Genomic DNA, 11,889 nt, shown 5'->3' on the forward strand with positions numbered 1-11,889 from the left:
GGCGAATAACAGCGCAGCAGGCCTGGCGTGGAATCATATGCAAACAAATCAATGATCAAGCTGGTCTATCATTGACGACTAATTTGCAAGAAGGAGTTTCTCTCATGATGCGCAAGCTGTTTCCCGTCATCCTCGTCGCCGGCCTCACCGCCTGCGCCTCCTCTGGAACGCAGCACACCTCATCGGATACCAGTACATACGGCGGCAGTGGCGCGTCGTCTGGCACGGCCGCCACCTGCGATGCCCAGCCGGTACAAGATCAGGTGGGTCAAAAGTACTCGGAGTCGCTCAACCGCACGCTGAGCTCGAGTGCCAACGCGACGCAACTACGCGTGCTGAAACCCGGCGAAGTCATGACCATGGAATACAACCCCACGCGTTTGAACGTGATTGTGGAAAGCGACGGCTCGATCAGCGCATTGCGCTGCGGCTGAGCACCAACGAGTTCAAGCGCAAAAGCCGGAGTGTCTGGCATCGCAAGGATGCCTACATTAGGGTCATATACGATTCTGACGCACACTCCGGCCTCTTCGCCCATGGTCGCGTGACCGACCACCGTGGCGCAACCGCCGGCCAGCGCAACGAAACACCATCTACACGCCGACGCAGCCTTACCATGAACCTGGACTTGTTTGCTCCCGACGCAGTCGCCCCAGTCAACGTGCAATTGGGTCCGCAAGCGGTTGTACTGCGAGGCTTGGCACTGCCCTATATTGATGCGCTATTGTCCGAGCTGGACGCCATATTCGCGGCGGCGCCTTTACGCCATATGGTGACGCCGGGCGGGTTCCGGATGTCTGTCGCGCTGACGAACTGCGGCTCGCTGGGGTGGACAACGGATCTGCGCGGCTATCGTTACACCCAGCAGGATCCGCAAACCGGCCTGCCCTGGCCCGCTTTACCCGCGTCGTTTTTGCGACTGGCGCAGCAGGCGGCGCAAACCGCCGGCTTTCCGGATTTTCAGCCCGATGCCTGCCTGATCAATCGCTATCTGCCGGGTGCCCGCATGAGCTTGCACCAGGACAAGAATGAACGGGATTTCAGCGCGCCTATCGTATCGGTGTCGCTGGGAATTCCTGCGACGTTCCTGTTCGGCGGCGAACAACGCAGTGACCGCGCGCAACGCGTGCCACTGCAGCATGGAGACGTCGCCGTGTGGGGCGGCCGGGATCGGCTGCGGTATCACGGCGTGTCCGAGTTGAAAGACGCCACGCACCCTTTGTTGGGCGCCATGCGCATCAATCTGACGTTTCGCCGGGCAGGATGATACGCCCGAACGCCCGCGCTCTGGCTCTTATTTGTCCTGACGCGCCTCGGACAATGCCACAGTCAAGTGCATGACTTTCTTTTTCAAACCATCGCGCTCCTCGGTCAGTGCCGCCACCAGTCGACGCAGGCGCGCCACCTCGGCGGGATAGTCCTCGATCGCCTCAACGGGTGGCTCTGCCTCCAACTCGCCGTCCCCCGCCTCAGTGTCCATTGACGGTTCTTTTGCCTTGGCCTTCGCCTCGCGGGCCTGGCGCGCGAGCTCCTTCAATGCCTTGCGCCCTTCGGCTGCGGCGGCGACCTGCTTGTCGACCGGCATTTCGGCAACGGCCGCAGCAGCGTTGATGGAAATCTCGCCGGACTTGACCGCACGGACCAGCTCTGGCGCGGCATCTTTTTGAATCTTTTCGATCTGTCCTAGCGTATTGCTGCTGACCCGTGCCGCACGTGCCAACGCCTGGCGATTGGGAATGACCACCGGCTCGGCCGGTGAGGCCGCGGGCGTTTCCGCCTCGCCGGCTGAGCCAGCGTCTGCCTGCTGCGCCTGTTGCTGTGCCTCTAGCTCCTGCTGCCGCTGCTGCAAGATTTCCTTCTTGCGCAAGGCCAGCACTCCTCGCTGGAAATCCGAGACACTGCGCCGGCCCAGGTGATTTTCAATCATCCATAACCGCACATCGTCCATCGATTTAAAGCGGGTATTTTGCGTAGTCTTGAATTCGATGCCGTGTTTGGTGCACAGCGCATAGCGGTTATGTCCATCGACCAGGACATCGCCCCATAACACGAGCGCATCGCGGCACCCATCGGCCAGGAGGCTGCGCTCCAGCGCCTCGTATTCGTCGGCGCTCAGCGGGTCGATATAAGTTCGTAACTCTTCGTTAATCTGGATCGTCATCGTAGCGATTTTGGCGTGTAGTTCATCTGCGCGACCGCTATTAGAACATTGGCCTCGCGATCCGGCTGCCGCCTGGCGAGATGGGCCGGCAAGGACGGCGTTTTCCCTGCGCCCGGACCAATCATCAATAACTGTCAAGAACACACTTGCAACGCCATCCGGTGGTACGCTTAGTCCACCTTTAACCAGGAAGAACACACCATGAACTCCCCCACTACGCTTTCCGACGAATTGCTCGCGCAGTTACAAGGCGGGCCGATGCAACAAATCTCTCAACAACTGGGGACCGATACGGCTCAAACGCAAGACGCGGTCAGCGCCGCGCTGCCCATGCTGCTGGGTACGCTAGGCCAGAACGCCTCGCAACCGGGAGGCGCCGACGCCCTGTTTGGCGCACTGCAGCGTGATCATGCCGGCGGTGGCGCCGATCTGGGTGGACTATTGGGGTCGTTGCTCGGCGGCGGCGCGAACGCAGGTGCGGGCCAATCCGATGGCGCCAGCATTCTGGGCAACATCTTTGGCGGCAACCAGCAACGCGCCGAAGATAACCTTGGCCAAGCGACCGGCCTGGGCGGCGGCAATGCGTCGAACCTGCTCCAGATCCTGGCGCCCATCGTCATGGCCTTTCTGGCCAATCGCATGCAAGGCAACAACCTGGACGCCGGCGGACTCGGCGCCCAACTAGGACAGGAACGCGACGCCGCCCAACAACAAGGCGGTGTGGGTGGCGGCCTGCTGGGCTCGCTGCTGGACCAGGACGGCGATGGCCAAGTCGGCCTGGGCGACTTGCTGAAAATGGGCGGCGGACTCTTCGGTAAAAACTAAATTCCGCGGGATCGGACGCAACCTGGCTCCAACTGCACCTGCCGGGTTGCGCCTTGCGGTCTGCGTCAGGCGCTGGACGGTGTCCGGCGCCTGACGCTTCCGGCCAGTTTTACTACGCCGTCGCGGCAGCGTCTGGCATCTGCGATGCGCCCCCAGCCGACAAGGCCTGTGGCAACGTATCGAACATCCCCTGCGGTCCCACCAAGTCGGCAATCATGGCTTTACGCAGTTTGCCTCGCACGCGGGTATTTGCCTCGGCCAGCAACACACGCACCCCACGCGAGCGTAAACGGACAATCACGTCCTCCAGCACCTGCAACCCTGTCACATCGACAAACGGAACGCGGCGCAGGCAAAGCACGAGCACACGGGGATCCGTATTCGTGTTGTCGAGCGCTCGCTCGAAATTTTCTACCGCCGCGAAAAACAAGGGTCCTTCGATGGTATAGACCAACACGCCATCCGGGACATCGATGCCTGCATTGGCCGCCAGTTCCCGGCTCAATTCATCGCGGCCCATTTGCTGAACCCCCACGCTGGACGCCATGCGACGCAGAAAATGCAATGTCGCCAGGATCACGCCGATATTGACCGCGACTACCAAATCAGCGAACACCGTCAAGGCAAAGGTCACCAGCAAGATCACCACATCCGCCCGAGGGGCGCGGCGCAGCATTCTGCCGAAATGCCGCAGATCGCTCATATTCCAGGCGACGATGAACAAGATCGCAGCCAAGGCCGCCAACGGCACGTACTCTGCCAACGGCGCCAGCAGCACGACGATAGCGACCAACGTCGCTGCGTGCACAATGCCCGCCAAGGGACTGGTGCCACCATTACGGATATTGGTCGCCGTGCGCGCAATCGCGCCCGTCGCCGCTATCCCGCCGAATAGCGGCGCGGCAATGTTCGCAATGCCTTGGCCGATCAGTTCCTGGTTGGAGTTATGACGCGTGCCCGCCATTCCATCGGCCACCACCGCCGACAGCAGCGACTCGATCGCCCCCAGCATGGCAATGGCAAACGCCGGACCGATCAACTCGACCACGCGCGACAAGGTGACCTCCGGCCAATGCCACGAGGGCAACCCCTGAGGTACGCCGCCAAAGGCCGACCCTATCGTTGCAACGCCGTCGAAACCAAACAAGGCCTGCAGCACCGTGGCAGCCACCAACGCAATCAAGGGGCCTGGCACGCGCCTCAGATATGGCACCCGAGGCGACACAATCAAGATCGCCAAACTGATCAAGGCTAGCACCGTCGTCGCCACATGCAACTGGGGCAAAGCCTGTATTAGCTGCCAGAATTTCTCGTGAAAATGCGTACCCGTGATACTGGGCAGACCGAAAAACTCCTTCCACTGCCCGACCCAGATGATGACGCCGATACCCGCCGTAAAACCCACAATCACAGGCGCCGGAATGAATTTGATCACGGCTCCCATACGAGCCACGCCCAGCAACAGCAGAATGATGCCCGCCATCAGGGTGGCAATCTGCAACCCTGCCACCCCGTGCTCGGCCACGATGGCAGCCAGGATCACAATGAACGCGCCGGTGGGACCCGCAATCTGCAGCCTGCTCCCCCCAAATATCGATACGCATAACCCGGCAATAATCGCGGTGTACAAACCCTGTTCGGGCTTCACGCCGGACGCGATTGCAAATGCCATCGCCAATGGCAACGCCACTACCCCGACAATCACTCCAGACACGATATTCGGCAACCACTGCCGCCGCTGAAACAGCCCCGCCCGATAAGCTTCCCGCAACGCGATCACGACGTCGATCCTTTGGAATAAACAGCACGCCCCACCCAGGGGGCAAATACAGAATGACACAGTCTACTGCTACGGCGGTGCGATTCTCTACTGCCCCTATGGGGAAGTCACTGACAAAGCGCAAATAACACGCAGTCTGCGTCCCGCAGGCAGCACTTCCCCAGCGGCCCGGATGAGACTTCCATTCGCCCCATTGCCCGGCTAGACTGCGATTCTTCGCCTATTCAGGAGACAGTCATGTCTTTTATGATGCTCATCGTCGAACCCATCGGCCAACGGGCGCAGCGCACGCCTGAGGAGGGGCATGCCGCCTACGACAGCATGATGCAATTCGCGGCGGACCTGAAATCCCGCGGCCTGCTGCAAGACGCCCAATCCCTAAAATCAGAAAAAGAAGGCGTAAAACTCCAGGTCCGCGATGGCCGGCAACGTCTGCTGGATGGCCCCTATGCCGAGGCAAAGGAAATGATCGGCGGATTTTTTCTGTTGAACTGTGACACGCGCGAACAAGCCATCGCCATCGCTGCAGAATGTCCAGCCGCCCAATGGTGCACGGTGGAAATACGCGAACTCGGGCCCTGCTTCGCTTAGTTTGCGGTAGCAGGTCTGCGGGACGTTGAGTTGTCATTTGGCCTTGCCAGGCCGATTGCTGGACCGATTGATTAGGGTTTTCCCTGAGCATCAATTTTCATGTCGATTGCAGGAGATCTGATTCGTCGTATGCATAACAGCCACCATCAACCCGGCTGTCGCAAATCCTCCAACTCGACCTCCCACTTTGAGAGTCCACCATGCATAAGCAAATTTTCGTCAATCTCGCCGTTGTTGATCTGCCCGCTGCCATGACCTTTTTCCGCAAACTCGGGTTGGACTTCAATCCTCAGTTCAGCGATCAGAACGCGGCCTGCCTGGTTTTGGGTGAAAACCTGTACGCCATGCTGCTCACGCGCGAGTACTTCAAGACCTTTGTCAATAAACCCCTTTGCGACCCGAAACAAAGCACCGAGGTGCTGGTCTGCCTGTCGTGCGACAGCCGCGCCGAGGTTGACGATCTGGTCGCCCGCGCCGTCTCAGCTGGAGGCTCGGTGCCGCGAGAGCCGCAAGACTATGGCTTCATGTACGGCCATGCGTTTGAAGATCTGGACGGTCATATCTGGGAACTGATGTATATGGATCCCAACGCGGAAATGCCGCAACAATGAGTTCTCGCGACGCCGTCCATCGGGCCATCGAGACCGTCTGGCGCAGCGAGTCAGCCAAAGTGATCGCCAGCGTCGCGCGCGTCGTGCGCGACGTGGGCCTGGCCGAAGAACTCGCTCAAGATGCGCTGGTCACGGCCTTGGAGCACTGGCCCCGCGACGGCATTCCTGACAAACCAGGAGCCTGGCTGATGACCACAGCCAAGAACCGCGCCCTCGACCGATTGCGGCAACACGCGTTACACGAACGCAAGCACGAGCAATTGGGTTATGAAATGGACGCGTTGCAAACCCATGTCGAACCCGATTTCGTCGACGCGCTGGACCAGGCCCGCCAAGACGAGATCGGCGACGACTTGCTGCGATTGATCTTTACGGCCTGCCATCCTGTGTTGTCAGCCGAGGCACGTGTCGCGATGACGCTGCGTCTGCTAGGTGGATTACGTACCGACGAAATCGCGCGCGCCTTTCTCGTTTCCGAAGCCACCATTGCCCAGCGCATCGTCCGCGCCAAGCGGACCCTGCGCGAGGCACAAGTCCCATTCGAAGTCCCACGCGGAAACGATTTGGCGGCGCGCCTGACTTCTGTGCTGGAAGTGATTTACCTGATTTTCAACGAAGGCTACGCTGCCACGGCGGGCGACGACTGGACGCGTCCAACCTTGTGCGACGAGGCCCTGCGGTTAGGCCGCATCTTGTCTGAACTCGCGCCCCAGGAAAGCGAGGTTCACGGCCTGGTAGCATTGATGGAACTGCAGGCATCGCGTCTGGCGGCGCGGACCGATGCGCAGGGTCACCCTATCTTGCTCATGGAACAAGACCGTAGCCGCTGGGACGCACTGCAAATTCGACGCGGCCTGGCCGCATTGCATCGTGCGCAAAGTCAATCGGACACATTGGGCCCGTACGCCCTGCAAGCGGCGCTCGCTGCCTGCCACGCTCGCGCCGCCCGCGCCGAGGATACGGATTGGCCACAGATCGTCGCACTGTATGACGCGCTGGTGCAAACCGCCCCATCTCCTATCGTCGAACTCAACCGCGCTGTCGCCGTAGGCATGGCGTATGGCCCCCAGGCCGGGCTCGCGCTGACCGATGCTTTGCTGACCGAATCGTCTTTGGCCGACTATCACCTGTTGCCCAGCGTGCGCGCCGATTTCCTGGAAAAACTGGGCCGCCGCGACGAAGCCGATGCGGAATTCCACCGCGCCGCGGCTCTCACACGCAATGCGCGTGAACGTGAATTTCTACTGGCCAGAGCGCGCGCGCTCAAGTCCTGAACCGCCTTGAAACGCCCCGTAACGCGGGGTCCCTGCGGGCTGTCACATGCGCAAACATCCGAAAGCTTGAACCATACTTGGTGGACTTGTCATCATGGAGGGGTACGACGTTTAACCCATGAAGGAGGTCTCCATGCCGCGTTCTACATACGCATTCTTTGCCGCAGCCGTACTCGCCGCGAGCCTGTCGCCCGCCGTGGTACTGGCCCAAACGGCACAGGCACCGGCTGCGCAACCCCCTGCCCAAGTACAGCCTGCTATCAAACCCTCTGAAGCACAACTGCAAAAATTCGCCAGTGCATCACAGAAAGTCGCCATGGTTGCCGACGAGTATCGTCCGAAGCTGCAAGCCGCAAAGGATGAGCCTGCCCGCCAACAGGTCTATCGCGAAGCCGACGACAAAATGGTGAAAATGGTGCAAGCCGATGGCCTGACAGTCGATGAGTTCAACGGCATCGGACAAGCCGTCGAACAAGATCCGCAACTACGCCAGCGCGTGATCGACATGGCTCAGAAAAACGCTCCTGCAGGTAGTACGGCGCCACAGTAAGCATTACTGCGCTCACTGCCACCTACTGCGGCGGCATACAGCCTCGCATTTCGTCGCCATCCGGCGACGAAATGCGTCGGGAGGCTGATTCAACGCCGCCGCATCGTTTCCACATTCCCGCACACCCCCAGAGATTGACCGCTGATGTGCCGCCCCGTGACCAGCACCCGTGTTTTGTCTAACGCTGACGGCTTGCTCATCATGGTTTCTTGAGGTCCAACGTTTTCACGAGCTCGCCCAGTTCCGCGTATTCCTGACGCACATGATCAGAGAATGCTTTACGGCGCAAAATTTTCTTCTCCACACCAGCCGTTTCAAAGAACTTGGCCATTTCCGGCGAATCTGCGGCTTTTTCAAATGCGTCGCCCAAACGCTTCACTGCCGCATCCGGCGTCCCGGCCGGCACCACATGCCATGCCACAACAGCGTCTCTTTCTCGGGGATACCCAGTTCGGTGAGCGTAGTGGCTCGTGGTAACGCCTTTACCGGATCTGCACCGGTTACCAACAGGCATTTGATTTTTCCTGTTTTTTCCATCGAGACGGCAAGAGGCACAGAACCCACGTAAATGTCGACAACGTTCCCCAATAATGCGGGCATGATTTCCCCTGCACCGCGGTAAGGCACGTCGCGAGCCTTGATACCGAAAGACTGAAACACACGTTCGGCCGCCAATTGACCGGGGCCTGCAACACCGTCGGTCCCAAAGGTATATTGATCGGGTTTGGACTTCAGTGTATCGAGGAAAGCTTTACCGTCATTGGCCGGAAAATCACTGCGAACGCAGAGCACATAAGGTGCGGCGTCGAGCTGAATGACGGGGATATAGTCGTCCAGACCGTAGGTCGTATCGACCGTATGCGGCGCCACCGTTATGGGTCCCATCCAGACACCCGCCATCGTCAAACCGTCCGGCTTTGCCCGAGCCATTTGACCGATCCCTATCGTTCCGCCGGCGCCGCCCACATTCTTTACCACGATCGTGGCGTCAAGATATGGCTCCGCATAGCGCGAAATGGCGCGAAACAGAGAGTCCGTTCCGCCACCCGGAGCGGTCGGAATAATCATGTCTACGACGTCCTTGGCGGCCGAGGCATTGGCCATGCAGACGAGTGCCGCAGAAAGCGCCGCGCTCAGAAGTTTATGTTTTCTCATTATGTTGTCTCCTACCTATAGCGTAGAAATGGTCAGAGGGACAGGCCAATCGGTTGATCGGCTCGCCGTTACGGACCGAACCCAAACGCTTCGTAGGCGTTTTTCGTCAGGATTCGATTTCGAATTTCCGCATCGGGCACGCATTCGAAAAGCGATGCGATGCACTGCGAATAAGTCACCTTCTCTTCATGGCCTACCCAGGGCCAGTCAGTTGCCCATAGTGCTCGTTCACCATTGGACTGCTTGATGATTTCGGCTGCGAGTGCGGGCGCCGCACTGCCTCGCAATCGAAAGGGCGCCGATAACTTGACCCAGGTGTTACCGGCATCCAGCGCGGCCAGCAACGCCCGAAAGCCCTCGCTGTGAATCCCATCGGCGCCCTCCGGATTCCCGAAATGATCAATCACGGCGCGCGCCCCGCTGGCATTGATGGCAGCGAGAACCGGCGGCAGATGTTCGCCCTCCAGGTACACCTCGACATGCAGGCCGAGATTCTTTACCTTGGCCAGCAGACCTTGGTATTCCCTGGACTGAATATCGGGAATTGCTGCACGCTTGACCCAATTCAATCGGATGCCGCACACGCCCTCGGCCTGCAAGGATGCGAGAGCAGCCTCGCCAATCTCGGGCTCCACAATTGCCGTGCCGCGCAGCCTGCCGCCGGATCTTTTCAATGCGTCGAGCAGCACGTCGTTATTCGTGCCGTAAAAACTCGGTGCTGTGAGCAACCCGTACATGACGCCATTAGCCGTCAGCGTATGCAGATAGTCCTCGACCAACGCATCAGCAGCGGGCTGAGAATGCCGGTCGCTGACCAGCGGCCTGTCCGTTTTAATGACATGAGCATGGCAATCCGCCGATCCCGGCGGCAATATGCGCGAGTCTGTGGCCGCACTATGCATGCGAGGCTCCCTCACTTTCCTCGCGAACTGCGCCAACCGGTTCCCGGCCATATTTCGCGGTCTTCTGCGCGACTGTCAGGAATTTTTCCTCCAGATCCTTGATGTGCACCATTCCCATGATGTCGTTGAGCTCTTCGAAACTCAATGCCGCATCGGGTCTATCCTCGGGTTTTCCGCTTTGCAGCGATTGCCCCAGGATCTCCAGGCCCTTTCTCATGCCAGCCAACGCGCAGGCCGTCAACAGCCGCGGGTAGATGACCACGGCCACGCCCAGATCCTGCAATTGCGCGGCGGACAACAGCGGCGTCGTCGAACGCTGGCGGATACCAAAACCCATGTTCACGCATAGCGGTTTAGGCACGTTGGCCGCAACCGTGCGAATCTGTTCGGCATCCAACAAGGCATCGGCAAACAAGAGATCCGCGCCCGCTTCCGCGTACGCATTCAACCGGCGAATCACCTCATCCAGTCCGTGCGTTGCCAGCGTGTCAGTACGCGACTTGATGACGAAATCCTTGTCTGTGCGCGCCTCGCACGCGGCGCGCAGCTTCTGCTCCATTTCGTCTTGGGGGATAACCTCCTTGCCGCGCATATGGCCGCAACGCTTGGGCCAGACTTGATCCTCGATCATGATGCCGGCTGCGCCCGCGCGCTCGAAAGCCCGTACCGTGTGAAAGACGTTGATGGCGTTGCCATAGCCCGTATCGCCGTCGGCCAGCAGCGCGAGATTCGAACAGGCGGTGATATTGCGCACGGCCGCGACATTTTCCTCCATGCCCATGATGCCCACATCGACCTGCCCAAGACGCGTCTCGCTCACGCCGCTGCCCGTAATAAACGCGCTGGTGTAGCCCATGTGTTCCACCAGCCGTGTACTGAACCCGTCAAAAACGCCTGGCTGCACGAGTATTTCCGGCGCGTAGATAGCATCCCTCAACTGTTTCGCTTTCGTCATTGCCCTCTCTCCAATTGGGACGGACCTGGATCGCGTTTGCTTCCAGCATGCCGCGTATTTGTCGTAATGCCCGTATCCTAGCGCCGCTCAAACCATTAAACTAATTAAACTTTTTCTACGTTTTCCATAGGAAAAACTGATGCGTCGATACTCCCTGGCTCAGATCGAGGCACTCGCAGCGATTGCAAAATTAGGATCGTTTCAGGCAGCGGCCCGGCACATGAACGTCACACAGCCCACGATTTCGCTGCGCGTGCGAGAGCTCGAAGAAGCCCTCGGCACCCGGCTGTTCGAAAAAGACGGGCGCACCGCCAAACTGAACGCCGAAGGAACCGTCGCACTGCACTACACCGACGAAGTGCTGAAACTGCTGGACGAGCTCGAAACCCGGCTGCGCACCGGCGATCCGCTGCAAGGCACACTGCGGGTCGGTTCATCGGAAACCATCGCCATCGCGGTCCTGCCCAAGATCATCACCCTGCTGGGAGAACGCTATCCGCGCCTGAAAGTCGAGCTGACCGTCAGCAACAGCTTTGTGCTGCTCGACGGATTGGCGGCCAATCAATTGGATCTGGCGATACTGGCCGATCCAGGGCATCTGGCGAACATGCAAATTGAACCTCTGGCACTGGCGCCTGTCGCCTGGGTGGGGCACCGCTCCATCGCCATGCCCTCTCAGTTTGCCGATCCGCAGTCTTTGTCTGAATCAACGATTCTTTGCATGCCCCAGCCGTCGCCGCTGAACGAGATGATGGCCAACTGGTGGGAGCAAGCGGGCGGATCAGCGCTCAGGGTCAACACCTGCAACAGCCTAGCGATGCTCGCCCGTCTGGTAGCCAGCGGCGTAGGAGTAGGCGTGCTGCCCACATGCATCTTGCGCAACGAAATCCAGCGCGGCTCTGTCGTGAGCTATCGCCAGCAAACGCCGTTCAGATCGCTACGGATCTGCGCCGCCTATCGCAAAGCCTCGCACTCTGATGGGCTCGAGGCTCTGGTCGGCATTGCACGGCGCGTGATGCTTGATTCGAGATACTTTGCGCCGCTGAGAAAGAATGATGCTTAGCAAAACGCAAAGCGTCGGCCCA

The 11,889-nt window shown here is 59.6% G+C and carries 14 protein-coding genes; 8 read left to right on the forward strand and 6 right to left on the reverse strand.

Annotation, left to right across the window (positions count from 1 at the left end):
• The first annotated feature begins 104 nt into the window (after positions 1–104).
• Positions 105–434 carry an I78 family peptidase inhibitor gene (locus ACYVI2_RS01000; RefSeq protein WP_415818134.1) on the forward strand — a complete coding sequence of 110 codons (330 nt, stop codon included), beginning with the start codon at positions 105–107 and terminating at the stop codon, positions 432–434.
• A gap of 182 nt (positions 435–616) precedes the next feature.
• Positions 617–1,267, forward strand: a complete 651-nt coding sequence (gene alkB / locus ACYVI2_RS01005; protein ID WP_415818132.1) for a DNA oxidative demethylase AlkB — start codon at positions 617–619, stop codon at positions 1,265–1,267.
• A gap of 27 nt (positions 1,268–1,294) precedes the next feature.
• On the opposite strand, the gene ACYVI2_RS01010 is transcribed toward alkB, so the two are convergent.
• On the reverse strand, positions 1,295–2,161 hold the full coding sequence (locus ACYVI2_RS01010; RefSeq protein ID WP_415818130.1) for a ParB N-terminal domain-containing protein: 867 nt from the start codon (positions 2,159–2,161) through the stop codon (positions 1,295–1,297).
• A 201-nt stretch (positions 2,162–2,362) separates the two neighbouring features.
• On the opposite strand from ACYVI2_RS01010, the gene ACYVI2_RS01015 reads away from it, so the two are divergent.
• A complete protein-coding gene (locus tag ACYVI2_RS01015) occupies positions 2,363–2,986 on the forward strand; it encodes a DUF937 domain-containing protein (protein WP_415818128.1) in 624 nt (207 codons plus the stop codon).
• A gap of 112 nt (positions 2,987–3,098) precedes the next feature.
• On the opposite strand, the gene ACYVI2_RS01020 is transcribed toward ACYVI2_RS01015, so the two are convergent.
• Positions 3,099–4,766, reverse strand: coding sequence for a SulP family inorganic anion transporter (locus ACYVI2_RS01020; RefSeq protein WP_415818126.1), 1,668 nt, complete (start codon positions 4,764–4,766; stop codon positions 3,099–3,101).
• Between the two features lie 237 nt (positions 4,767–5,003).
• On the opposite strand from ACYVI2_RS01020, the gene ACYVI2_RS01025 reads away from it, so the two are divergent.
• The 4 genes from ACYVI2_RS01025 (at position 5,004) to ACYVI2_RS01040 (ending at position 7,792) form a co-directional block, all read left to right on the forward strand.
• Entirely contained in the window at positions 5,004–5,357 is a 354-nt protein-coding gene (locus ACYVI2_RS01025; RefSeq protein WP_415818124.1) for a YciI family protein, read from the forward strand.
• Between the two features lie 200 nt (positions 5,358–5,557).
• Complete coding sequence (locus ACYVI2_RS01030; RefSeq protein WP_415818122.1) at positions 5,558–5,968, forward strand: VOC family protein; 411 nt, start codon at positions 5,558–5,560, stop codon at positions 5,966–5,968.
• The gene (locus ACYVI2_RS01035; protein ID WP_415818120.1) at positions 5,965–7,242 is read left to right on the forward strand and encodes an RNA polymerase sigma factor; all 1,278 of its coding nucleotides are present in this window, start codon (positions 5,965–5,967) and stop codon (positions 7,240–7,242) included. Before ACYVI2_RS01030 ends, ACYVI2_RS01035 begins: the two co-directional genes overlap by 4 nt.
• Positions 7,243–7,375: 133 nt before the next feature.
• Entirely contained in the window at positions 7,376–7,792 is a 417-nt protein-coding gene (locus tag ACYVI2_RS01040; protein ID WP_415818118.1) for a DUF4168 domain-containing protein, read from the forward strand.
• A 199-nt stretch (positions 7,793–7,991) separates the two neighbouring features.
• Here ACYVI2_RS01040 and ACYVI2_RS01045 read toward each other — a convergent pair whose 3' ends face one another.
• The 4 genes from ACYVI2_RS01045 to ACYVI2_RS01060 all read right to left on the reverse strand — a co-directional run bounded on the left by ACYVI2_RS01045 (position 7,992) and on the right by ACYVI2_RS01060 (position 10,804).
• Complete coding sequence (locus ACYVI2_RS01045) at positions 7,992–8,171, reverse strand: hypothetical protein (RefSeq protein WP_415818116.1); 180 nt, start codon at positions 8,169–8,171, stop codon at positions 7,992–7,994.
• Positions 8,168–8,947 carry a tripartite tricarboxylate transporter substrate binding protein gene (locus tag ACYVI2_RS01050; protein ID WP_415818114.1) on the reverse strand — a complete coding sequence of 260 codons (780 nt, stop codon included), beginning with the start codon at positions 8,945–8,947 and terminating at the stop codon, positions 8,168–8,170. The genes ACYVI2_RS01045 and ACYVI2_RS01050 overlap by 4 nt, the downstream gene beginning before the upstream one ends.
• A gap of 68 nt (positions 8,948–9,015) precedes the next feature.
• Entirely contained in the window at positions 9,016–9,849 is an 834-nt protein-coding gene (locus ACYVI2_RS01055) for an amidohydrolase family protein (RefSeq protein ID WP_415818112.1), read from the reverse strand.
• Positions 9,842–10,804 (reverse strand): isocitrate lyase/PEP mutase family protein, encoded by a 963-nt coding sequence (locus ACYVI2_RS01060; protein WP_415818110.1) that lies wholly within the window; start codon positions 10,802–10,804, stop codon positions 9,842–9,844. Before ACYVI2_RS01060 ends, ACYVI2_RS01055 begins: the two co-directional genes overlap by 8 nt.
• Positions 10,805–10,943: 139 nt before the next feature.
• On the opposite strand from ACYVI2_RS01060, the gene ACYVI2_RS01065 reads away from it, so the two are divergent.
• Positions 10,944–11,867, forward strand: coding sequence for a LysR family transcriptional regulator (locus ACYVI2_RS01065; RefSeq protein ID WP_415818108.1), 924 nt, complete (start codon positions 10,944–10,946; stop codon positions 11,865–11,867).
• Positions 11,868–11,889 lie beyond the last annotated feature (22 nt).

The organism is Bordetella tumbae (assembly GCF_054780995.1).